This window comes from Clostridium tetanomorphum (assembly GCF_017873215.1).
In the GTDB taxonomy this organism is placed as follows: domain Bacteria; phylum Bacillota; class Clostridia; order Clostridiales; family Clostridiaceae; genus Clostridium_AO; species Clostridium_AO tetanomorphum.
The window spans coordinates 36,718-62,364 of the sequence record NZ_JAGGKA010000018.1 but is presented as its reverse complement, the minus strand read 5'-3'; the positions used below and the strand labels follow the sequence as shown (position 1 = coordinate 62,364).

Genomic DNA, 25,647 nt, shown 5'->3' with positions numbered 1-25,647 from the left:
CATATACATCTTCTCTTATCGTCGATAGAACGTCTATTTTTTAAATTTTTTCTCTAATTAACCATATTTGAATTTTCTGTTTTTTTATTTATAATATATTTTTTTCTTTCAATTTTAACACTATTTCGAATTATCACAATGAATATTTAATTCATTATTTATTTAATTCTTCATTATTTTAATTCATTATCACTTTATTATAATAATCTGATAAATTATAAAAACTATAAAATAATAGTATCAATTATATTCTTTCCCTAACTTATCAAATTATCAGCAAATTTCATTTCTTCCAGTCTGTCTTTAATATATTGACTTTTTCTTTCTCTCCTTCTACTCTGCCATAATATTCATCTTTTTTTACTTCTTAATGGTTTTATTCTTGCATTTATAACTGTTATTATAAATGCCACAAGTAAAGTCGTACAAAAATATTTAAAAATAAAAAGTGATTTGAATTACAAATCACTTTTTATCCTAGATATCACTAATTCAATTAGTTTTTATATGATTTTCTAAGTATATTTATAACTTCTATTTCATAGTTATCTCTTGCTTCATTTAGAAACTTAACACCTTCATCACAATAATAATTTATATCCTTATCTAAGTATTTGCTAAATACTTTGTTTAAATTCTCATTATCTTCCATATTTACTCTTATTTCAGCTTTCACTCTATACCCAACACCTATTTCATGAGGATTTTTAATTTTTTGAGAATGTGAATCTGCACTTTTTAAATATTGTAAAGCTTCATTATAATTACCTTCCTTTACATGTAAAAGTGCCATAAAAGCTTCTAATATAGAACGTCTCCATACGGAATCAAATTGATTATATAAACTATAAGCTTTCTCAAAATAATCTTTAGCTCTATAATAATCTCCCATATCAAATGCTGCTTGACCTGCATTTATATTAAATACTGCTAAACTAGTTAAAGCATTTTTATTTTCACAAATAGCTATAGCTTTATCATAATAATTTAACGCCTCTGAAAATTTCATGTTAAATCTTCTTATTTCTCCAATATAATTGTAAGCTGCTGCAATATTTAAAGAATATTTGTCTGCCACTTGTTTTGTTACATTAAATATATTTATAGACTCATTAAGAAGTTTTTCAGCCTCTTCATATTCTCCACACATTATTTTATATAATCCCTTTAATCTTAATAATATACCTATTTCCTTATGATAGTTACATTCTACTGCCAAGTCTAATGCTAAGCCTACATATTTTATCATAAGATCAGTATTATTAGTTTGTATACAGAAATATATCATTTGCTTATATCCCTCTAAAGCATAATCTTTATCTCTAATTTCTATTGATTTTTCAACCATTTCTTGTATAAAACCTGTTCCTTGGTCATAATCTCCCTCTCTTATTAAATATCTACCCTTCATATGAAGAGACGCTATTTCCAATTCTATAACTTCTTCCGTAGCACCCTCTTTTTTCTTAACTTCTTTTAATAGATTTTCAATATCTTTTAAATGCTTAATTGTCTGATTTTTACTAAAGTATGCATATTTATAAGCTTCTATATCTTGATTACTTAATATAGGAAAGAGTTCATGACTAAAATTTAAATAATAATTTAAAATCTTTATTTTATAATACAAAGACTTTACTCTATTATCGCTATTAGAATAATGATATATCAATTTATGATAAGTATTTATGTCTGTCTTATCGTTCTTTAAATTTTTTTCCAACAAATTTCCTATCTTATTATGAAGAATTTTCTTTCTACCATCGGATTGCTTTATATAAACAAATTCTCTTAATTTCTGATGAGTAAATTTAAAACTTATTTTATCATTACTATTCATTTCTTTTAATATGAATTTATTCTCTAGTTCTTCTATTATGTCCATTATCTCTAATTGATCTTTTCCTGTTAAATTTTCTAATATACTTAATGGAACTTCATCGAAAAATAAAGAAGCTATATTTAATATTTTCTTTCCTTCTTCAGATATATAAAGAAATCTACTTTTCAATACATCTTGCATCTTTACTGACATTATATTCGTGTCTCCATTAGATTTCATGATATTTAGATATTCATTTAGAAAAAAAGTATTTCCCTCAGTTTCATCATAAATTTTTTTTAATATTTCCTTTGTTATATGATAATCTGGAATAGCTTTTCTAATAAATCCTTCCACTTCTGTACTGGTAAATCTAGGTAAGTTTATAGTTATTATTTTATTATAACTCTTCATTGTAGTTATAAATTTGTCTATATTACTATCATATTCATTCCTATAAGTAGCAATAAATATAATATTATTTTTATGTTGATGAAGCATTATACTACTTAGTAAAGATAAACTCATACTATCCATCCACTGAATATCTTCAAAAACAAATATAACTTTCTTTTTTTCTGTAATCTTTTTCAGTATATCCGCAACCACATCTGCTATCATTTCGTATTTAAGAGTATCGATATTTTCTATTAATTTTATATTAGAATCTCCTTGATTTTTATGAAATTCCGGAAATATATTTGAAATAATATTCTCCCATATGGTAGGAATATTTATATTATCATTTACTATAGTATCTGATATTTTACATATAATTGCATTCCATGGCTTTAAAAAATATTCTTTCTCTACTTGATAACAACTGGTTTCAAATATGTATACCTCATCTTCATATATATGTTCCATAAATTTATCTTTTAATGTGCTTTTGCCTATACCAGCTTCTCCTGTTATAATAACTGACTTTCCATCATTACCTTTCATAAAACTTTTATAGTTATTTTCCAATAATCTTAATTCATTACATCTACCATAAAAAAATTCTACAAACCCAGTGTTATTTCCAATCTTACCTTCATTCATAATATCCAACACTTTATTAAATATTTCTCTAGTATGCTCATCTGGAGCTATTCCTAATTCCTTATCTAATAATTGAGAAAGTTTATTATATATATCTATAGCTTTTCCATAGCTTCCTATGTTTTTGTAATATTCCATCAATATTCTATAAGCTTTCTCATCAAATTCATCTACATTAATTAGTGATTTAGCACATCTCTCTATATTATCATCAATAGAATTTTTTATATCTTCTGATATTTTATCATATAATTTTGTTACATATTTTTCTTTAAAACTTTCTCTAGTTTTAATAAGCCATTCCTCAAACTCCTCTGCATTTTTAACAAAAAAGCCTTGTAAAAATTCTCCTGTATATGCGTCAATCCATTTTTCTGAATCATTTAAAAATATATCTATATCACATTTTATATCCATATTAGGATTTAACATAACTATAGATTTCTTTGGAGATATAATTACTTCATCATCAAAAGACTTTTTTATTTTATAAATTGCATTTCTCAAATTTTTTTTTGCTATATTTTCCTGTTCATCAGTCCATAGCAATCCTGCTAACTCATCTCTGCTAGCTTGCTTATTAACCATTAGATAATAAAATAAAGCCTTTACTTTGTTATATGGAAATAAAATTTCTTTTTCATCTTTCTTTATAACGGGAGTACCAAACATTTTTCCATAAATAGTGCTCATATATTATCCCCTCTTTCTCCACGCATAAATTTAATATTCTATATTAAGTATAATATATAAAGATTATAATGTAAAATTGTGACCTTTATTTAGTATTTTGAGGATATTTGCTCTAATTTTTCCGCTGTAGTATTTACTTGCTGAAGAGATGCGGTAATTTCTTCTAAAGCTGCTGCTTGATTATGAGAAGTTTCATTAACTATTTTTATTCTATCCAAAATTTTCTCAACAGATATTCTTATTTCTTTAATAACTTTATTTATTTTAGTAATAGATTCATTACTTGAATTAGATAATTTTCTTATTTCTGATGCTACTACCGAGAACCCTTTTCCAAATTCTCCTGCTCTAGCTGCCTCTATAGATGCATTTAACCCTAATAAGTTGGTTTGTTTTTCAATATTTTTTATGAAAGATAAAATTTCATCTGTATTTTCAGTTTTTTCTGAAGCATCTTTGGCTTCTTTCAATATAATCTCGTTTGAAGAAGCAGTATTTTGAACTCCTTCCGATAGTTCAGTAATGGCAGAAGCTATTTGATTTAATGCTATTGATAGATTTTTTGATAAATTTAAAATATGCTCTTGTTTTTCTAGGCTTTTCCCTATAGATACTACTCCAACAATATTGCCTCGTTCATTTTTCAATGGTACTGCAATAGATTTTAACTTAAACCCAAATACATTCTCTGGAACTATTTTAGATACTACTTTTTCCAATCTTAAAGCTTCATAAGTAGAACTTCCTTCTTTTATAAATCCCCCTACCTTTATATCAGGTTTTATATTTTCTCTTGGAAGAAATGCTATAAATTTCTCTCTATCTGTTAATGCAAAACTAATCTCTTCATCTAATAAACTAGATAGATATGGACTAATCTCCATAAAAGATTGAAGAATACTTTCATCTAATTTATTCCCCATATAAATCACCTCTATTTTAATTATATTGATATTTTATTAATTTTTCCAATAATTAAAAAGCAAATTCACTTATTTTAAAGCAAAATAAGTGAATCCACCTGTGTGTTAACCGAAGATATTTAATTTTGTATATAAAAATAGCTAATAACTATTTTTCGTGAACCAAAATTCCATTCTTCACAACTTTTTCTACTATATTAACTCCAGTATGATAAGGTAAAAATTTATATGATGGATATTCTAATATTACTATATCTCCCTTCTTACCTATATCAATACTTCCAACAGAAGCTGCTCTTCCTATAGCAGCTGCACCATTTATAGTCATAGCTGTAATTGATTCTTCTATACTCATATTCATATATATAGTAGCCAAAGCAAACATCAATGGTATTGAGTTAGTAAATCCACTTCCTGGATTAAAGTCTGTGGCTAAAGCTACAGCACAACCGCTATCTATCATTTCTCTTCCTCTTGCAAAAGGCTCTTTTAAACAAAATGCAGTAGTTGGTAAAAGAGTGCTTACCACGCCTTTCTCTGCCATATCTTTTATACCTTTATCTGAAGCATGAAGCAAATGATCTGCTGATACAGCTCCTAATTCTGCTGCTAACTCAGCTCCTCCAAGCTGAACTATTTCATCTGCATGTATTTTTAACTTCATTCCTAGCTCTTTAGCTTTTAAAAGAATTTTTCTTGATTCTTCTACTGAAAATACTCCTTTTTCACAGAAAACATCACAAAAATCTATTGATTTATTTTTGGCTACCTCTGGTAATACTTTTTCTAACATAAAGTCTATATATTCTTCTGTTCTTCCTTTATATTCATTAGGAACAGCATGAGCCCCTAAAAATGTTTTACAAATGTCTACTGGATGTTCTTTATCCAATTCTATCATAGCTTCTAGTTGCTTCATTTCTGTTTCATAATCTAATCCATATCCACTCTTTCCTTCTACACTAGTTACTCCGAAACTAAGCATTGAATCAAGTCTTCTTCTTCCCAAATTTATTAGTTCCTCTTTTGAAGCGTTTCTAGTATCTCTAACAGAGTTTACTATTCCTCCACCTCTATTCATAATCTCCATGTAACTGTCTCCACGCAATCTCCATGAAAATTCTTCTGCTCTATATCCGCCAAATATAAAATGAGTGTGCGAATCAACAAAACCCGGCAAAACACATTTTTCATTAGCATCAATTACTTCATAATTAGCTTCATCATATTTTTTTAATATTTCATCTGTTTTTCCTAAATCTTTAATTATGCCATTTTCAATTACTACTGCACCATCTAAAATTACATTTATTTCTGACATCTCTTTACCAAATTTAGCTTTATTACCACTACAAGTTACTAACTCAGAAGCATTCTTTATTAGCATATTTCCTTTTTCCATTAATATCACCTACTCCATAAAAGTATTTTCTAATATCTGTTCTGATGAAAATTTATCTACTTGAAGATAATATAATGCACTATGTAATAAGGCACTCATTGGAACAAGCCCAACTATTTCACTACTTATTACATTAACTCCAAACCTTCTACTTTCCATTTTTACCATCTCAAACACTGTGTACAAAGACATTGTATTATAATCTGTTATATCTATTGAAACCTGTACTAACTCATTATCATAGATCTTTACTCCTATAGCTTTACAAAATCTTAATCCCCCATTAGAAAATCTAATATTTTTAGCAATTTTATCTGCTACAGCTATATTCTTTGTATCTAAATTTATATTAAAAAATATATAAGGCATTCTCGCACCAACAACAGTTGCACCAGCAGTTATATTTAATTCATCTGGCCCAAAATCCGGTTTCCATTCTGGTCTATTCATTTTCTTTGCCATTCCCTCATACTGTCCTCTTCTTATATTAACCAAACTTTCCCTTTCAGGTCTTGTAGCTGATTTTTCATATAGATAAATAGGTATTTTAAATCTTTCGCCCGCTTCCTTTGCCAATTCTTTTGATAAATTTACAGCCTCTAACATAGACATATTTTTTAAGGGAATAAAAGGAATTACATCTACTGCTCCTATTCTAGGGTGCTGCCCTTTATGTTCTCTCATATCTATAATCTCTATTGCAATACCCATAGCTTCCAACACAGCATTTTTTATCTTTTGTGGCTCTCCCATTAATATTACAATTGTTCTATTAAGATTTACATCGTTATTATAATCTATAAGCTTTACCCCTTCTTTTCTTCTGAAGGCATTTACTATTTTTTCGATTTTATCTAAATCTCTACCTTCACTAAAGTTAGGTAAACATTGTACTACTTTCTCTTTACTTACCACAAAAGTCCCACCTTTCAAGCAATTTTGGTAGGTAATTTTCCCTTATATATAGTTTTGCAGTATACAGATATTGTATACTGCAAAACTTTTAAATTATTTTATTATTATCTGTTAATTTTTTCGAATACACTTTCTACAGCTTTTCTTACTTTATCTTCATCTGCTAAATATGGAATTGTTATATGATCTGTTCCAACATTATTTTTGTTATATTCAATTACAGTTTCAATTGAATGTTCGTTTCTAGCCCATGAACGTCTAGCAACACCGCCCATAACGTCCCAAGCCATTGATGACTTAATTATTTCATCTACTCTATGGCTTCCATCAAGTACTAGACCAAATCCACCATTTACAGATTTACCAATACCAACTCCACCGCCATTGTGTAATGCTATTAAACTCATTCCTCTAGCTGCATTACCAGCGTAACACTGAACTGCCATATCAGCCATTACATTACTTCCATCTTTAATATTTGAAGTTTCTCTAAATGGTGAATCTGTACCTGATACGTCATGGTGATCTCTTCCAAGCATTATTGGTCCAACTTCACCTTTTCTAACCATGTCATTAAACTTAAGTGCTATATTAACTCTTCCCATAGCATCCTGATAAAGAATTCTAGCTTCTGTTCCTACAACTAACTGATTCTTTTCAGCATCTTTTATCCAATTGTAATTATCTCTATCTTGATATCTTCTATCTGGATCTATAACTTCCATAGCAGCATGGTCAGTCTTAACTAAATCTTCATGCTTTCCACTTAAGCATACCCATCTAAATGGTCCATATCCATAATCAAATAACTGTGGTCCCATTATATCTTCAACATATGATGGCCAAATGAATCCATCTTTTTCATCTATACCATTCTTTGATATTTCTTTAACTCCAGCATCATAAATAGCTTTCATGAATGAGTTACCATAATCAAAGAAGTAAACTCCTCTTTCAGTTAATGTTTTAATTAATTCAAAATGATGTCTTAAAGTTTTATCAACCAATTCTCTAAATTTATCTGGATCTTCTGCAAGAAGTCTAGTTCTTTCTTCAAATGTAATACCTTCTGGACAATATCCACCTTCATAAACATTATGACAAGAAGTCTGGTCTGAAAGAAGATCTATATGAATATTATTGTCTACCATATATTTAAGTAAGTCTACAACGTTTCCGTGGTAAGCAATAGACATAGCTTCTTTCTTTTCTGCTGATTCTAAAGCCATCTTAACTACTTCTTCTACTTTATCTGACCATTTCTTTATCCATCCCTGTTCAAGTCTTGTATCAACTCTTGATTTATCTACTTCTGCAACAATAGCAACACCATTTGCTATTTCACAAGCTTTACCCTGAGCTCCACTCATTCCACCAAGGCCTGAAGTTACAAATATTCTTCCTCTTAAATCACCATCATTAGAAATACCAAGCTTTAATCTTCCTGCATTCAATACAGTGTTGAATGTTCCATGAACTATACCCTGTGGTCCTATATACATCCAACCACCAGCTGTCATTTGTCCATAGTTTGCAACTCCCATTTCTTCAGCTATTTCCCAATCCTTTAAGTTATCAAACATACCAATCATTAAAGCATTTGTAATTATTACTCTTGGAGCATCTGGTTTAGATTTGAATAATCCAAGTGGATGTCCGGATTCAATTACTAACGTCTGGTCTTGAGTCATTACTTCTAAATATTTTTTTATCAATCTATATTGCATCCAGTTTTGACATACGCTTCCTGTTTCTCCGTAAGTAACAAGTTCATATGGGTATAATGCTACATCAAAATCTAAGTTATTATCAATCATTACTTGAAAAGCTTTACCTTCAATACAATTTCCTTTATATTCATCAATTGGCTTTCCATAAAGTCTTCCTTCTGGTCTAAATCTATATCCATAGATTCTTCCCCTAGTTGTTAACTCTTCTAAAAATTCTGGAATTAACTGTTCATGATATTTTTCCGGTATATAGCGTAAAGCATTTTTTAATGCTACTTCTGTTTGTTCCTTTGTTAAATGGAATCCTCTATCAGGTGCTCTTCTTATACCTTTTTCAAACTTAGGCATTTCTGGTAAATAATCATCAAGTTTAACTGTCATTGCTTCTGAAATATCAAAATTTTTTATCATGATTTCTTCCTCCCTATTTATGTTAATTATTAATTTACTTTTACTTGTGCTTTATTTATCTTACAATTCTATTATATACCTACTTCGTCTTTAAAGCGTCTATGTTTTTTTTATATTCTGAAATTTTTGATTAATATATAAATTTTTTTGACGCTTCATTTTATAGACGCTAACTAAAAAAGTGCGACGTAACTTTTCACATTAAAGATTACAGAGTACAAATGGGAAGCTTTTCTTCCATTAACACTACAGAAAAACTTTAATTTAAAATTTTCTCCAATGTTAATGGAAAAAATTTATTCTTAATCTATACTCTATGCTCTGTAATCTGTACCCTAAAAAAGTGCAATGCACTTTTTTAGAGTTCATACTCTTTAATCTTATATCTTAATGTCCTCTCCCCTATATTCAATACCTCAGCAGTTTTTTTTCTGTTTCCATTAAACTTTTTTAGATTATATTGCAAAACTTTTTTTTCAATACTTTTCATGTCTTCTCCAACGAATATAGGAATTAAATCTGTTTCTTCCTTTATAGTATTTTCTTTATTAAATATTTCCTCTGATAAATCTTCTTCCATTATATAATCGCTTTCAGCAAGAACAATAGCTCTTTCTATAATATTCTGAAGTTCTCTTACATTTCCATTGAAATTATATCTTTCTAAATCCCCTAATGCTTTAGCTGTTATGCCCTTTATATTTTTATCCAATTTCACACTATACTTTTTTATAAAATATTCTACTAACTTTGATATATCTTCCTTACGTTCTCTTAATGGTGGTATATTTATATTTATTACATTTAACCTATAAAATAAATCTTGTCTAAATCTATTATTTTTTATCTCTTCTTTTAAATCCTTATTGGTAGCAGAAACAAATCTAACGTCTACACTTATACTTTTTGTCGACCCTATAGGTCTTATTTCTTTATCCTGTATAACTCTTAATAATTTAGTTTGAAGATTAATATCCATATCTCCTATCTCATCCAAAAAAAGAGTTCCACCATGCGAAAGTTCAATAATTCCTTTTTTATCTTCTATAGCTCCTGTAAAAGCTCCTTTTTTATATCCAAATAATTCACTTTCTAATAAATTATTTGGAATAGCAGAACAATTTATTACATAGAACGGTTTATCTTTTCTCTTTCCTTGAAAATGTATAGCCCTAGCTACCAGCTCTTTCCCTGTACCACTTTCTCCTGTTATTAACACATTTATATCTACATCTTTAACTCTGCTTATCAAATCAAATACTTCTTTCATTTTCTTTGAATTTCCTATAATATTATATTTATTGTCTTTATTTATCTGATTACTTAAATATTTAATTTTAGTATTTAGATTTATATATTCTTCCCCTTTCATTAATAGTAAATTCAATTCTTCAATATTTATTGGCTTTGTTATATAATAAAACGCTCCTAATTTCATGGCTTTTACAGAAGACTCAATACTTCCAAATGCCGTCATAATTATTATTACAATTTCCGGTTTTATTTCTTTAATCTTTTTTAGTACATCTATTCCATCATCATCTCCAAGTCTTAAATCTAATAAAACTATGTTTATATCATTATTATTCACTACTTCCATAGCCATCTTTTCATTATTAGCAATGAAAATATTATAATTATCTTCCAATGCAAAGCTTAAAGATGTACATATGGAAGTTTCATCATCTACAATAAGCATATTATACAATATGTTCACTCCTTACTTCTCCAAACTCTAATGCAAATTTTGTTCCTTTCCCCTTCACACTATGCAAAAATATATTAACCTTATTTTCTAAAAGCAATTGATAACTTACGAAAAGTCCTAAGCCAGTACCATTAGCTTTTGTAGTATAAAAAGGATTAAATATTTTGTCTAAATATTCTTCATCTATACCACATCCATTATCTTCTATATATAATACATTTTTTTCATTCTCTTTATTCATATATATGTTTATTGTTTTAAATTCTTTATCCATACTTTCAATAGCATTTAATATAAGATTTATTAAAACTTGTTTAAGATGATTCTTATCCATAAACACATATGCATCTTCATGAATATCAATTTTAACATTTATATTATTCTTTGATAATTTATCCTTAACTAATGCTAATATACTTTGAAATTCAGACAATAGATTTACATGTTCCTTAAAAGGTTTTCTTGGTTTTGAATATTCTAATAAATCATTTATTAAATTATTTAATCGTTCTATTTCTCTAGGGATATCCATAGATATCATTTCTCTAAACTTTGGATTATCGTATTTCTTAGGAATAAGCTCAGTATAAGTTTTTATAGAAGTCAAAGGATTTCTTATTTCATGTGCTATACCTGAAACTAATGTTCCTAAAGACTCTATTCTATCCTTAGTTCTTATAGTTTCTTGCATAAGCTTTTCTTCAGTTATATCCCTAAAATTAATAATAACTTCACTAGAATACTCATCATTTCTATTTAATAAGTTTATTTTATAATTTATAAATATCTTTTTTTTGCCAACTTCTATCTCTTTTTCTATACCCTCATTTCCCATTCTATTAAAAGAAAAAATCTCTCCTATTATAGTATCTTTAAAATCCTTTCCTATTATATAAGCTATATTTAAGTTCAATATACTTAAAGCCGAATCATTGATGAAAGAAATTTTATCCTCCTTATTTATTGTAATAATTCCATTAAACATTTTATTCAATATTTCTTCTCTAAATTGCTTTTCTTCATATATTTGTTTATTTTTATTTAAAAGATTTAAATTAGCTTCTTCAAGTTCTGCAGTTTGTTTTGCTACTTCTTCTTTTAACAAATCATTCCATCTATAAAAAATTAATATGGCTATAGCAAACATAACTATAATTAATGAAGAAATTTTTAATACTTTTTGGACATACCCTTTAGGGTAACTGATACTATATCCAAACCATTTTCTAAATATTATTTCAAAAGTTCCATTATCTTTTATTTCTTTAAGTCCTTCATTTATTAATTTTAAAGTTTTAGTATCTCCTTTTCTAACTGCAATAGAATAATCAGAGGAATTCAATGGAGTATCTACTAGCTTAATTTTCTCTCTAACATTTAGTTTATTTATATAATTTACTCCTGTTAATGTGTTCCCTATATAAGCATCTACTTCTCCGCTTAATAATTTATTAAAAGCTTCCTCCTGATCTCTTGTAAAAACTATATCTACATTCCATAGAGCTTTCAAATTATTAATGGCCACATCTCCCCTTTGTATAGCCACCTTATGTTCACTTAACTTTTCATAAGAATTTATTTCATCATTATAATTTAATACAAAAATTGATTGAGTATTTTGTAAATATCCTTCAGAAAAGTCATAATATTTTTCCCTTTCATTAGTGTATTTCATTCCTTGTATAATATCTATTTCTCCTCTTTTTAGCTTTTCACAAGCTTCTTCCCATTTCATCGGATAAAACTGTACTTCAAAACCTGTTCTTAAAGCTATGGCTCTCATTATATCGACATTAAACCCTGTATAAATACCATTTTCATCCATATACTCAAAAGGTGGAAAATTATTGTCGCCTGCCACTTTTAACACTGTATATTCTTCTTTACCATTTGAATACTTTCTATAATTATTTAGATAAAATATAGCTATTACAAAAATTACTATAATACATGTCCAGAAACATAATTTCCTTATATTTTTTTTCACTTTTCCACCCCTTATCCAATTTACTTTTTCATTCAATATAAATAATATCATTGTATGTGTAATGTAACAACATACACATTCACATCATAAATTTATATTAATTCAATTAAAAATATCATTTTCTTTACAATAAGTACAATAGCAATTATAATTTAAGTGTAATATTATACATAATATACAAAATGAGGTATAAAGTCCAAAATAAATAACTACCAAAAGGGGGACAACAATGAAAAACTTAAAAAAATCTAATATTATATTTATAGGAATATTAGCTATACTTCTATTATTTGGATATACTTTATTATCTAATAGAACTACAATAATTTCACTAGAAGAAAGAATAAATACTCAATATATAGCTAATAAAAGTTCTTATGATAATATGTGGAAAAAATTCAAAGAAATGACGCAAGTTACTGATATACAAGCTAAAAATATGAAAGATGTATATAAAGACATTATCATCGGAAGATATAATGATCCCAAGTTATTATCGAAAATGGTGTTAGAAAACAATCCTCAATTAGACCAAAAAGTTTTTACAAATTTACAAAGTGAAATTGCTGCCAGTAGAAATGCCTTTAATAATAATCAAAAACAAATAAATGACGTAATACGAGAATACAACACATATGTTAAACAAAAATTTATAACAGCAGCTATATTTGGATTTAAAACTAAAGATCCAAAAGACTTTACAGTAACAAGCGAACGAACTGAAAAAGCCTTTGATACAAAACTAGATGATGAGATTAAACTAAAGTAGGTGAAATACTATGATATTCTTACCTACAATAATAGCAGTTATTATATTAACAATAGTGTTAGTGTCAAAAAATGAAACAGACGACTTATTTTTATCTATATTCGTATATGTATTAATAAGCCTTATTGTTACATTATCGCTTTATGCAATATTCATGGATACCAAAGTAAATACTAAGGAGATATGGTCTGGAAAAATTATATCAATTCATCATATAGAGGAGTATGATAAACGAGTAACTACAACCCATACAGATAGTAAAGGAAAGAAATATACTACATCTCATACCGTACATCATTCTGCTGAAAACTACATTGAAACAACGGATGGAGGTAAAATAAAAGTTTATCATAGTTTGGATGGAAAAACTCGTTTTAATGATAAATTTCCTAACACTAATGCAGAGCTAGAAAAATTTTATCCTATTAACACTCCTACAGCTTCTATACACACTTATCAAAATAAAGTAAAATCTTCATATTCTATATATAAGCATAAAAATATTAACCTGAAGGAATATAAAGATTTGCCCAAATACCCTAAATCAATAAAAAACTATATACAAATAGATAGATTTTTAGGTGACATAAATAATAAAGATAAAGTAATCCAAAAACTCAATGAAGTTAATTCCAATCTAAATACAAAAGAAAAAAATAAACAAGTAAATTTAATATTTGTAAATCTAAAAGACAAACCTGAAAATTATGGTTTTGCGCTACAAGATTACTGGGAAGGCGGCAATAAAAATGACTTTGTAGTTTGTTTTAGCAGTAGCGGTAATAAAATAAATTGGGTATATCCATTTTCTTGGGCAGATAGTGAGAAATCTGAAAAATTAAAAATAGATATAAGAGAATATATGCTTAAAATCAGTTTAAATAATGATTTTACCAAAGTAATAGATGATATAGGAAAAATGGTTGAAGAAAATTTTGAGCGAAAGGAATTTGCTAACTTTAATTATTTAAATGTAAAAACTCCTACCTGGCTTTATACAATTATTATAATTGCAAATATATTTTTTACTTATTCTATATGTTTTGGAGACGACAAGAATAATAAACATAAAATATTTAAGAGAAAAAAAGATAAATGTAAGCTAAATAAAATAGATTAAAACTATATATCATGTAAAATATGTAATACAAATAAAGCAACTAAAAAGAAGAAAAATGTAAATAATAAAGAAATAAATACATCAATTAATTAAAATAAATACTTTCTATAAATATTAAATTTTAGCATTATAGAAAGTATTTATTTCATTTATGACTTAATTACATCATAGAATTATGAATACCCACTTAATCAACCAAATAGATTTTCTAACAAATAATATATTCATATTATTAATGTAACAGTAGTATCATTCACATTATAAATTTTCACTCATATTATAAATTAGAAAAATTTATGGGAGGATTATATGAGAAAAAAAACTTTTAAATTTAGTTCCCTATTTCTCGTATTAGCTATTATTTTAACTACATTTAGTGCCTGCAATAAGACTGAAAAAAAGGAACTTGAAAAAGTTAGATTAAATGAAGTTGTTCGTTCTGTATTTTATGCCCCAATGTATGTATCTATAAGCAAAGGTTTCTTTAAAGAATATGGCCTAGATATAGAGCTTTCTACCGGTCAAGGTGCTGATAAAACCATGCAACAAGTATTAAGTGGAAGTGCAGACATAGGTTTTTGTGGTCCTGAACAAATTATCTATATTTATAATCAAAAGAGAGATGATTATCCTGTACTCTTTGCTCAATTAACTCAAAAAGATGGTTCTTTTTTAGTAGGACGAAGTGAAGAAAAAAACTTTAAATGGGAAAACTTAAAAGGAAAAACTATAATAGGTGGAAGACCTGGGGGTATGCCTGAAATGGCTTTAGAATATGTTTTAAAAAATAATGGGCTAACACCTAATAAAGATATTAAAATAATTACTAATTTAGCTTTCACAGCTACGGCCGGTGCTTTTAAAGCTGGCACTGGAAGTTATGTAGCATTATTCGAACCCACAGCTACTATGTTAGAAAAAGACGGTGGCGGAAAAATAGTAGCCTCTATTGGAAAATCAGCTGGAGTTATACCCTATACCTGCTTTTTCTCTACAAAATCTTACATGGAAAATAAAAAGTATATAATAGAAAATTTCACTAAGGCTATTTATAAAGGACAACAGTGGGTATTAAATAATAGTGATGAAGCAGTTGCTAAAGAAATAATGCCCTTTTTCCCAGGTACAGATGAAAAAGTTATTGCCTCGGTAATAAAAAACTATAAGGATATACAAGCATATGCAGAGAATCCAATTTTAGAAGAAAAAAATTTAAACAGATTAATGGACATAATTCAATCCTATAAACCTGATTTAATTCCAAATAGACCAGAATTCAATAAAATTGTTAATAATGAATTTAGCAAAAAAGCAGTAGAAAATAGTAAATAAATTTCTTAGACATAGTCACCTTATAGAAAAAGTGACTATGTCTGTTCTCTATACAAATAATTACATACTTTTTTTACCATTGCCTTATATATGCAAGTTCCGACTTACACATATTCATTTTTATTTTAAAAAATTAAAATAAATTTAACTTTTTAAAATAACGAAAATCCGTTTATTTCCAATTTTATGTATTTTATTACATTTTTTATTTCTAATCCCATCTTTCTATTCTCATGTATATTTTATTTCAAATTGCATAAATTAATAAACAAAAACAAAAACTATAATTATTCTAATCAACTGATATAATTTAATTTAAACTATACTATTTTTTTATTTATTTTCAAATGTATATTAAAATATTACACTATTTTATTTAAAAAATCACCTATTCTTTTCTTTAATTGGAAAGGTTAAGAAAAATTATTACATTTTTTTAAGTATTATTCAATTTTATCTATAAAATAAAAGTTTCTTTTATTTTACATTCATTTTTTGCAATTTTTTTATTGCTTTTTTAATAAGTATTTTATATAATAAACTTGTATTGAGAGTATCATTTTCAATACAATAAAAGTATAGAAAGGTGGACTTATTATGGAGATTAAATTGGACATGATGCAAACTACTGCCCTTGCTGTTGTTATTTACTACTTCGGCGCTTGGGTAAAAACAAAGGTACAGGTTCTTGACAGATTTTGTATACCTGCGCCAGTTGTTGGAGGACTTATTTTTGCAATTTTAAATCTTTTTTTAAAACAAGGCGGTCTATTAAATCTTACTCTTGATACTACATTACAAAAACCATTTATGATGGTGTTCTTTACAACAATAGGTATGGGAGCTAGTATTGAACTTATTAAAAAAGGCGGATTACAAGTTGTTATTTTCTGGCTATTAGCTTCTGTATTATGTATATTCCAAGATGCTCTCGGTATATTCTTAGCTAAAATTGTTGGTGCAAGTCCATTATTAGGTTTACTTTGTGGATCTGTAACTATGACAGGTGGTCATGGTACAGGTGGTGCCTTTGGTCCTTTATTTGAAAAGGAATACGGAGTTGTAGGTGCTACTACATCCGCAATGGCTTCTGCAACATTCGGTCTTGTTATGGGTTCTTTAATAGGTGGACCTGTTGGTAAAAAACTTATCGAAAGAAAAGGCTTAAAGTCAAATGCTGCAGCTTATGAGTCTGCTGAAATAAAAGATGAAGCAAAAGACGAAGTTGTAAATTATTCAGAAATTTTTAGAACTTTAACAATAGTATTAATTTCCATAGGTGTTGGTGCTGTACTTGAAGGATTCTTTAAAAGCTTAAAGATAACATTACCATCATACGTTAACTCAATGATTATAGCTGCTATTATATTAAATGTTGGTGAATCTACTGGTAAATGGCACATTAATCAAAAATGTACTGATATACTTGGAAATATAGGCTTAAATGTATTCCTTTCCATGGCTCTAGTTGGATTAAAATTATGGGAACTTGCTGCTGTTGCAGGTCCACTTCTTATAATACTTATAGGACAAACTATATTAGTAGCATTATTTGCAACATTTGTTACATTTAACTTAGTTGGAAGAGACTTTGATGCGGCTGTTATGGCTGCTGGACACTGTGGTTTCGGTATGGGAGCTACTCCTAACGGAATTGCTAACATGACAGCTGTTACAGAAAGATTCGGAGCTGCACCTAGAGCATTCTTTGTACTACCTATAGTAGGTGCTTTCCTCATAGACTTTACTAATGCTATTATTATAACTACTTTTGTTAATTTCTTTAAATAAAAAATAGTAATAGTATGAATATATAAGACCTTATATCTCAACGATATAAGGTCTTATTTTTTTATTTCTCCAATTTCTTATTTATTTTTATTTATTTCAAACTTTTTAATACTTTTTGGCATTTTATGTATGCATAGAAATTTCTTTCGACATACTTTTTAAAAAATATATTGAATTTAACAAAAACTTATGATAATATATAAAACGTCGTGGATTAATCAATTAATCCAAAATAGCCATTGGACTAATTAACTAGTCCACATCTATAAAATAATATACAAATGGGAGGAGTTTTAGGAATGACTTTAAAATTGGACATGATGCAAACTACAGCATTAGCAGTAGTTATTTATTATTTTGGTTCTTGGATAAAATCCAAAATAACAATTCTTGAAAAATTTTGTATACCTTCACCAGTAGTAGGCGGTCTTATCTTTGCAATACTTCATACAATATTAAAGGTTAATGGAATTATACAGTTTGATTTAGACACAACCTTACAAAAACCATTTATGATGGTATTCTTTACATCCATTGGTATGGGTGCTAGTATCGATTTGATCAAAAAAGGCGGTTTACAAGTTGTTCTTTTCTGGCTATTAGCTTCTACACTATGTTTATTACAGGATGGTGTGGGTGTTTTAGTAGCTAAACTTATGGGTCAAAATCCTTTCTTAGGTTTAATATGTGGTTCTGTAACAATGACAGGTGGACATGGTACCGGCGCAGCATTTGGTGAACTATTCCAAAAAAGTTATGGATTAAATGGTGCATTAGAAACTGCTATGGCTGCTGCAACTTTTGGTCTAGTTACTGGTAGTTTAATAGGTGGTCCAATAGGAAAACGTTTAGTAGAAGGAAAAAATTTAAAACCTTCAACTTCTGCTGTTAATAATCAAGCAGCAGCAACTACTGCCACTGAAGAAAAAGCTAATTATGATGAAATATTTAGAACTCTAGCATTAATATTAATATCCATTGGTTTAGGCGCTATACTTGAAAAATTCTTTAAGAATTTAGGCCTTACTTTACCTTCCTATGTTAATTCAATGATTATTGCTGCTATTATACTAAATGTTGGCGAATCCACTGGCAAATGGCACGTTAATCAAAAATGCACAGATATTCTTGGAAATATAGGTTTAAATACATTCTTATCCATGGCTCTTGTTGGATTAAAGCTTTGGGAACTTGCTGCTGTTGCAGGTCCAATGCTTATAATTCTTGTAGCTCAAGCTACACTTATGGCTGTTTTTGCTTACTTTATTACATTTAATGTTATGGGTAGAGATTTTGATGCTGCTGTTCTTTCTGCTGGACACTGTGGTTTCGGTATGGGAGCTACTCCTAATGGTATCGCAAACATGGATGCAGTTAAAGAAAAATACGGACCTGCTCCAAGAGCATATTTCGTATTGCCCATAGTTGGAGCATTCTTAATCGATTTCACTAATGCTATGATTATAACTCTATTTGTTAATTTTATGAAATAAAAAGATTAATATAAAAATATGCTTTTCTGATAACTAATCAGAAAAGCATATTTTTAATAATTATATCCCTTATTTAGTTCACTAATAATATCTTCACTATCTCTTCTACTAACATCTTCATGTTCATTTACATATTGTAAATTTTTATGAGCAACTGATAACATCAACTTAATTCTATTTAATTGATTTACTTCACTTGCTCCTGGATCATAGTCTATAGCTGCAATGTTAGCACCTGGATATACCCTTTTTAATTCTTTTATCATACCTTTTCCAGTTACATGATTAGGCAAGCAAGCAAAAGGTTGCATACAAATTATATTTTTCACACCATTTTCTATAAGCTCAATCATTTCTGCAGTTAAAAACCAGCCTTCACCAGTTTGATTTCCTATAGAAACTATAGGTGCTGCTGCTTCTGCCATTTTCTCAATTCTCTCTGGAGAAGTAAATCTTGAACTATTATTTAAGGCTTCTTTCATCTCTTTTCTATAGAATTCCATTGCCTTTATAGCTCCATTGCTTATAATCATAGATATTTTGCTTCCAGATAATTTTTCATATCTGTAATTTGCATCATATGCACAATACATAAAAAAGTCTAGTAAATCTGGCACTACAGCTTCTGCCCCTTCTTTTTCTAAAATATCTACTATATTGTTATTAGCTGTCGGATGAAACTTTACTAATATTTCTCCAACTACCCCCACTCGTGGCTTGATAACTTCTTTTAATTCTAAGCTATCAAACTCTTTTACCATATTGAATACATTTTCTCTAAATTCTTTTCTATTTCCATTTATAACATTATATTTACACTCTTTCATCCATTTATCAAATAACGAGTTAGCTGACCCCGAAATTTTTTCATAAGGTCTTACTCTATATAGTAATCTCATTAGTAAATCTCCATATACTAATGCCATTAACCCTTTATTTATTAGACTTAAAGATACGGTAAAACCTGGATTCTTCTCAATACCTATAACATTAGCAGATATTACAGGTATATTCGCAAATCCTGCTTCTTTTAATGCTTTTCTAAGAAATCCTATATAATTAGTAGCTCTACATCCTCCACCAGTTTGAGAAATTATAACAGATGTATTATTTAAATCATATTTACCAGATTTTAATGCCTCTATCATCTGTCCTACAACAATTATTGATGGATAACATGCATCATTATTAACATATTTTAATCCCTCATCTATAGCTCTTTTATCAACAGACGGCAACACTTCTAAATTATATCCTGAAGCCTTAAAAGCTTCTTCTACTAATTCAAAATGTATAGGTGCCATTTGAGGACATAATATAGTATGATTTTTTTTCATCTTTTTTGTAAATATTATCCTTTTCCCTTCTTCAATTAACTTATGTGGTGTAAATCCACTTTTTTCTCTTTCATCCATAGCTGCCATTAAAGATCTTATTCTAATTTTTACAGCACCTAAATTACTTCCTTCATCTATTTTTAATGCGGTATAGATTTTTCCATAAGAATTTAGTATTTCTTGAACTTGATCTGTAGTAACAGCATCTAAACCACATCCAAAAGAATTTAATTGAATAAGCTCTAAATTTTTTTCTTTTGCTATAAAACTAGCTGCAGCATAAAGTCTAGAATGATAAACCCATTGATCTACAACCCTTAAAGGTCTTTCCACTTTTCCTAAATGAGCTACAGAGTCTTCAGTAAGAACAGCTATTCCAAAGGAAGTTATTACTTCTGGTATACCATGATTTATTTCAGGATCAATATGATATGGTCTTCCAGCTAAAACTATTCCCTTCTTTCCAGTATTATTTAAATACTCTACTACTTCTTTTCCTTTTTCTCTAATATCCTCTTTCATTTTACTATCTTCTTTATAAGCTTCATCTATTGCCTCTATTATCTCTTGTTTTGATATGTTAAATTCTTCAAATTCTTCGTATAGCCTTTTAATTAATCTTTTTTTATTATCAATTGGTAAAAATGGACTCATAAACTTTATATTTCTTTCTCCTAAAATGTCCATATTATTTTTTATTACTTCTGGATAGGATGTAACCATAGGACAATTAAAATTATTGTTAGCTTCTTTTATTTCTTTTTGTTCATATGGAATACATGGATAAAATATAAAGTCTACTACTTTATTTACCAAACTATTAATATGGCCATGTACAATTTTTGCAGGATAGCAGGCTGATTCTGAAGGTATAGTTTCAATTCCAAGCTCATATATTCTTTTAGATGACCTTGGTGATAATTCTACTCTAAATTTTAATTTAGTAAAGAATGTAAACCAAAACGGATAATTTTCATAAAGATTTAGCACTCTAGGGATTCCTACTACACCTCTTTCAGCTTTATCTTTACTTAGAGGTATATAATTAAACAATCTATTGTATTTATATTCATATAGATTTGGAACCTGGTCATCATTTTTTTCTTTACCTATTCCCCTTTCACATCTATTTCCAGAAATAAACTCTTTTCCATCAGCAAATCTATTTACTGTTAATAAGCAATTATTAACACATTTTCCGCACCTTTTCATAGTAACGGTAGTATTAAACTCTATTAGTTCTTCCAATTTAGCTAGATTACTAACTTTCCCTTCAACATATTTCTCTTTTGCAATTAATGCTGCACCAAAAGCCCCCATAAGTCCAGCAATATCTGGTCTTACAACCTGCCTTTGTGACACAATTTCAAAGGCCCTTAATACTGCATCATTGTAAAAAGTACCACCTTGCACAATTATTTTCTTTCCTATTTCTTCTGGATTTCTTATTTTTATTACTTTAAATAAAGCATTTTTTATAACAGAATAAGATAAACCTGCAGATATGTCTCCTACAGTCGCCCCTTCTTTCTGTGCCTGCTTTACTTTTGAATTCATAAATACAGTACATCTTGATCCTAAATCTACAGGATTCTCAGCCAACAAAGCTCCTTCAGCAAAATCTTGCACCTTCATATTTAGTGAATTAGCAAAAGTTTCTATAAAAGAACCACATCCAGATGAACAGGCTTCATTTAACATAATGCTATCTATAACTCCATCTTTTATTTTCAAGCATTTCATATCCTGTCCGCCTATGTCTAAGATAAAATCCACTCCCGGCAAAAAGAATTCTGCTGCTTTATAATGAGCTATAGTTTCTACTTCTCCTATATCAACTGATATAGCTGCCTTTATAAGTGCTTCTCCATAACCTGTTACAGCTGAATTTACTATAGTAGCTTCTTTTGGTATTAAATGATACAATTGTTTTAAAATATTTATAGCAGATTTTAAAGGATTCCCTTCATTACTTCCATAATAAGAATATAATAAATTTCCCTCCTTATCTGTTAAAGCTACTTTAGTAGTAGTAGAACCTGCATCAATTCCCAAAAAACACTCACCTTTAAACTTACTTAATTCTTTTCTATTTATTGAGTGCATACTATGTTTTTGTCTAAAATTTAACAATTCTTCCTCATTTAAAAATAAAGACTTTAAATTTTGTACTTCTTCACCAGAATAATTTTTTATATTTTCTAATCTTTCTTTCAATTCTTTAAATTCTAAAGATTTATATTCCTTAGAAGCTAAAGCTGCCCCTATGGCTACAAAAAGCTGTGAATTCTCTGGAAAAATAATTTGTTTATCTGTTAGCTTTAAAGTCTTTATAAATCTATTTCTTAGTTCTGATAAGAAGTATAGAGGCCCTCCCAAAAATGCAATATTTCCCTGTATTATTTTTCCACAAGCAAGGCCTCCTATTGTTTGATTTACAACTGCTTGGAATATAGATGCAGCTATATCTTCCTTTGCTGCTCCCTCATTTAGTAGTGGTTGAATATCTGTCTTTGCAAAAACTCCACATCTAGCTGCAATAGGATGTATAACTTTGTAATTTTTAGCAAGTTCATTTAATCCAGATGCATCTGTCTGTAAAAGAGAAGCCATTTGATCAATAAAAGCTCCTGTACCTCCTGCACAAGTTCCATTCATTCTCTGGTCTATGCCGCCTCTAAAAAAAGTTATTTTGGCATCTTCTCCTCCAAGTTCTATAGCAACATCTGTATTAGGTATAAATTTTTCAATAGTATTTGTACATGCTATAACTTCTTGCACAAAAGGTATATCTAACCATTGTGAAATGGCTAACCCTCCTGACCCAGTTACTGTGACATTTATATTCCTATTATCTATAGCATTATACGCTTCATTGATTAAATTAATAATAGTAGTCTTAATATCTGAAAAATGCCTTTCATATTTGCTATAAATTATCTTATTATTTTTATCTAATAAAACAATTTTTACTGTAGTTGAACCTATGTCTAATCCTAAATATAATATCTCTCTCATATACTATCACCTTTTTAAAGTAGTAATATTTTTATTCTTCCCGTACAACAAAAAAATAACCATATATTTAAAATATATGGCTATTATATACTTTTCATTACTTTAAAGCAACTTACACTAAAGTCTGATTTATTCTTAATTTGGTCAGTTATCTATGCTTTTTCTTCTTAACAACTTTAAGCCTAAAGAAATCTTCTCTTTCCTTTTCTTCTAACACTTCGCTGATATTTTTTATTAGTTCTTTAAATCTAGGTATTTGTATATTTTCTAAAGCATTAGCTCTTTTCTGAGTTTTTTTAACTTCTACCGCTAATCTATATACTGCATTTTCAACTTCTGCTAATTGAAATATAAGATATCTTACTTCATTAAACTTCTTGTAAGCAATATCCATTGCAGAATTTGTCTTATAAAAACTATATTTCGGCTCTATATCTTTTTCTTCAAATTGAATATGAGGTATTTCCACTCCCATGACAGATTTAAATAAAACATTATAATCTTCTGCTTCTTCAATAGTCATTGCTATTTGTTCTACGTCATATATCCCCATGGTAATATTTGCATTTCTTAAGGCATCATATGCTTCTTTAAAAGTTACATTGATTTTTTCTTGTAGTTTTTTCGATAAATCAACATAAGACATAATTTCTCTAATAAGTACGTTCCTTTTTTTATCTAATAGTTCAAAGCCTTTCTCCGAAAACTCTAATGAGCTTTCAGCATTAATTAAATTTGCTTTGGTTGGGGCTATATTCTCCATTAGCTATCACCCCTATAATACTTGTCTAATATATCGGGATTTACCCTATCTAACTCTGATTTAGGTAATATAGATAATATTTCCCAGGCAAGGTTTAAAGTTTCATTAATATCTCTATTTTCATCAAAACCTTGATTTAAAAATCTATTTTCAAATTCTCTTCCAAACTTCATATATATTTTATCTATACTACTTAATTCATCCTCTCCTATTACTTGCGCCAGAGCTATTACATCTTGAACATAAGAGTAGCTTGAAAAAACCTGATTAGATACTTCTGAATGATCCCCCCTAGTAAATCCTTCACCTATACCATCCTTCATTAACCTGGAAAGAGATGGTAATATATTAACAGGTGGATATATATTTTTTCCATATATACTTCTACTTAGAACTATCTGTCCTTCTGTTATATACCCTGTTAAATCTGGTATAGGATGAGTTATATCGTCATTAGGCATTGTTAAAATTGGTATTTGAGTTATAGATCCTTCTTTCTTATCCATCATTCCTGCTCTCTCATATAAAGAAGCTAAATCAGAATATAAATATCCTGGATACCCTTTTCTACTAGGTACTTCTTCCCTGGATGATGAAAGTTCCCTTAATGCCTCACAATAATTTGTCATATCTGTCATTATAACTAGAATATGCATTCCTTCTTCAAAAGCTAAATATTCTGCTGCTGTTAAAGCACACCTAGGAGTTATTATTCTTTCAACTATAGGATCATCTGCTAAATTAGTATACATAACAACTCTTTCTAAAACACCAGCTTCTTCAAAACTTTTCCTAAAAAAATCTGCATCATCATGCTTTATTCCCATAGCAGCAAACACTACTGCGAATTTTTCATCACTATTGTCACTTATCTTAGCTTGTTTTACTATTTGAGCCGCTAGCTCATTATGAGGTATTCCATTGCCTGAAAATATAGGCAATTTTTGCCCTCTTATTAATGTAGTTAAACAATCAATAGAAGATATTCCTGTTTGAATAAAATTTCTTGGATATTTACGTGCTACTGGGTTCATAGGCATTCCATTTATATTATATTTTTTTGCACTATATATATCTCCACTTCCATCTATGGCCTCACCTATTCCATTAAATTCTCTACCTAATATATCTTTTGAAAGGCTTATTTGGAGAGGTTTTCCTGTAAAAGATATAATGGTGTTATGAAGGGATATTCCCGTTGTAGGTTCGAAAACTTGGATTATTGCCTTGTCTTCGTATAATTGCACTACTTTACCTTTTCTTCTTCCACCATTCTTTACTTCAATTTCTACGATCTCATCATAAGATACGCCCTCTACATCAGATAAAATGATTAAAGGTCCTTGCACCTTATCTAAAACCAAGTATTGTTTTTCCAACTTTAACTCC

The 25,647-nt window shown here is 28.5% G+C and carries 15 protein-coding genes; 5 read left to right on the top strand and 10 right to left on the bottom strand.

The genetic code is table 11. The annotated features are described in order from the left end of the window. Window positions 1-496 precede the first annotated feature (496 nt). The 7 genes from J2Z24_RS16060 to J2Z24_RS16030 form a co-directional block, all read right to left on the bottom strand. Window positions 497-3,559 carry an AAA family ATPase gene (locus tag J2Z24_RS16060; RefSeq protein ID WP_035150650.1) on the bottom strand — a complete coding sequence of 1,021 codons (3,063 nt, stop codon included), beginning with the start codon at window positions 3,557-3,559 and terminating at the stop codon, window positions 497-499. Window positions 3,560-3,648: 89 nt separating this feature from the next. Beyond that, window positions 3,649-4,482: a methyl-accepting chemotaxis protein gene (locus J2Z24_RS16055; RefSeq protein ID WP_035150652.1), complete on the bottom strand. Its 834-nt coding sequence runs from the start codon at window positions 4,480-4,482 to the stop codon at window positions 3,649-3,651. 148 nt (window positions 4,483-4,630) lie between these two features. Then, entirely contained in the window at window positions 4,631-5,884 is a 1,254-nt protein-coding gene (gene hutI, locus J2Z24_RS16050) for an imidazolonepropionase (RefSeq protein ID WP_035150654.1), read from the bottom strand. Window positions 5,885-5,893: 9 nt separating this feature from the next. Continuing rightward, window positions 5,894-6,799: a glutamate formimidoyltransferase gene (gene ftcD, locus J2Z24_RS16045; protein ID WP_035150655.1), complete on the bottom strand. Its 906-nt coding sequence runs from the start codon at window positions 6,797-6,799 to the stop codon at window positions 5,894-5,896. 104 nt (window positions 6,800-6,903) lie between these two features. Next, the gene (hutU, locus tag J2Z24_RS16040) at window positions 6,904-8,940 is read right to left on the bottom strand and encodes a urocanate hydratase (protein WP_035150657.1); all 2,037 of its coding nucleotides are present in this window, start codon (window positions 8,938-8,940) and stop codon (window positions 6,904-6,906) included. A gap of 358 nt (window positions 8,941-9,298) precedes the next feature. After that, window positions 9,299-10,657, bottom strand: coding sequence for a sigma-54-dependent transcriptional regulator (locus J2Z24_RS16035; protein ID WP_242990615.1), 1,359 nt, complete (start codon window positions 10,655-10,657; stop codon window positions 9,299-9,301). Beyond that, window positions 10,641-12,635 (bottom strand): transporter substrate-binding domain-containing protein, encoded by a 1,995-nt coding sequence (locus tag J2Z24_RS16030; RefSeq protein ID WP_035150659.1) that lies wholly within the window; start codon window positions 12,633-12,635, stop codon window positions 10,641-10,643. Before J2Z24_RS16030 ends, J2Z24_RS16035 begins: the two co-directional genes overlap by 17 nt. A gap of 229 nt (window positions 12,636-12,864) precedes the next feature. On the opposite strand from J2Z24_RS16030, the gene J2Z24_RS16025 reads away from it, so the two are divergent. From J2Z24_RS16025 to gltS (J2Z24_RS16005), 5 genes are all read left to right on the top strand, one after another. Next, window positions 12,865-13,404 carry a LemA family protein gene (locus J2Z24_RS16025; RefSeq protein ID WP_035150661.1) on the top strand — a complete coding sequence of 180 codons (540 nt, stop codon included), beginning with the start codon at window positions 12,865-12,867 and terminating at the stop codon, window positions 13,402-13,404. A gap of 10 nt (window positions 13,405-13,414) precedes the next feature. Further along, window positions 13,415-14,524 carry a hypothetical protein gene (locus J2Z24_RS16020; protein WP_051593396.1) on the top strand — a complete coding sequence of 370 codons (1,110 nt, stop codon included), beginning with the start codon at window positions 13,415-13,417 and terminating at the stop codon, window positions 14,522-14,524. 309 nt (window positions 14,525-14,833) lie between these two features. Then, complete coding sequence (locus J2Z24_RS16015) at window positions 14,834-15,856, top strand: ABC transporter substrate-binding protein (RefSeq protein ID WP_035150663.1); 1,023 nt, start codon at window positions 14,834-14,836, stop codon at window positions 15,854-15,856. A 597-nt stretch (window positions 15,857-16,453) separates the two neighbouring features. Continuing rightward, complete coding sequence (gene gltS / locus J2Z24_RS16010) at window positions 16,454-17,647, top strand: sodium/glutamate symporter (RefSeq protein WP_035150665.1); 1,194 nt, start codon at window positions 16,454-16,456, stop codon at window positions 17,645-17,647. A 299-nt stretch (window positions 17,648-17,946) separates the two neighbouring features. Continuing rightward, complete coding sequence (gene gltS / locus J2Z24_RS16005) at window positions 17,947-19,140, top strand: sodium/glutamate symporter (protein WP_035150668.1); 1,194 nt, start codon at window positions 17,947-17,949, stop codon at window positions 19,138-19,140. 53 nt (window positions 19,141-19,193) lie between these two features. On the opposite strand, the gene J2Z24_RS16000 is transcribed toward gltS (J2Z24_RS16005), so the two are convergent. From J2Z24_RS16000 to J2Z24_RS15990, 3 genes are all read right to left on the bottom strand, one after another. Further along, window positions 19,194-23,495: a 2-hydroxyacyl-CoA dehydratase gene (locus J2Z24_RS16000; RefSeq protein WP_035150670.1), complete on the bottom strand. Its 4,302-nt coding sequence runs from the start codon at window positions 23,493-23,495 to the stop codon at window positions 19,194-19,196. Window positions 23,496-23,643: 148 nt separating this feature from the next. After that, window positions 23,644-24,258 carry a V-type ATP synthase subunit D gene (locus tag J2Z24_RS15995; protein WP_035150672.1) on the bottom strand — a complete coding sequence of 205 codons (615 nt, stop codon included), beginning with the start codon at window positions 24,256-24,258 and terminating at the stop codon, window positions 23,644-23,646. Further along, window positions 24,258-25,637, bottom strand: a complete 1,380-nt coding sequence (locus tag J2Z24_RS15990) for a V-type ATP synthase subunit B (protein ID WP_035150674.1) — start codon at window positions 25,635-25,637, stop codon at window positions 24,258-24,260. Before J2Z24_RS15990 ends, J2Z24_RS15995 begins: the two co-directional genes overlap by 1 nt. Between the last annotated feature and the right edge of the window lie 10 nt (window positions 25,638-25,647).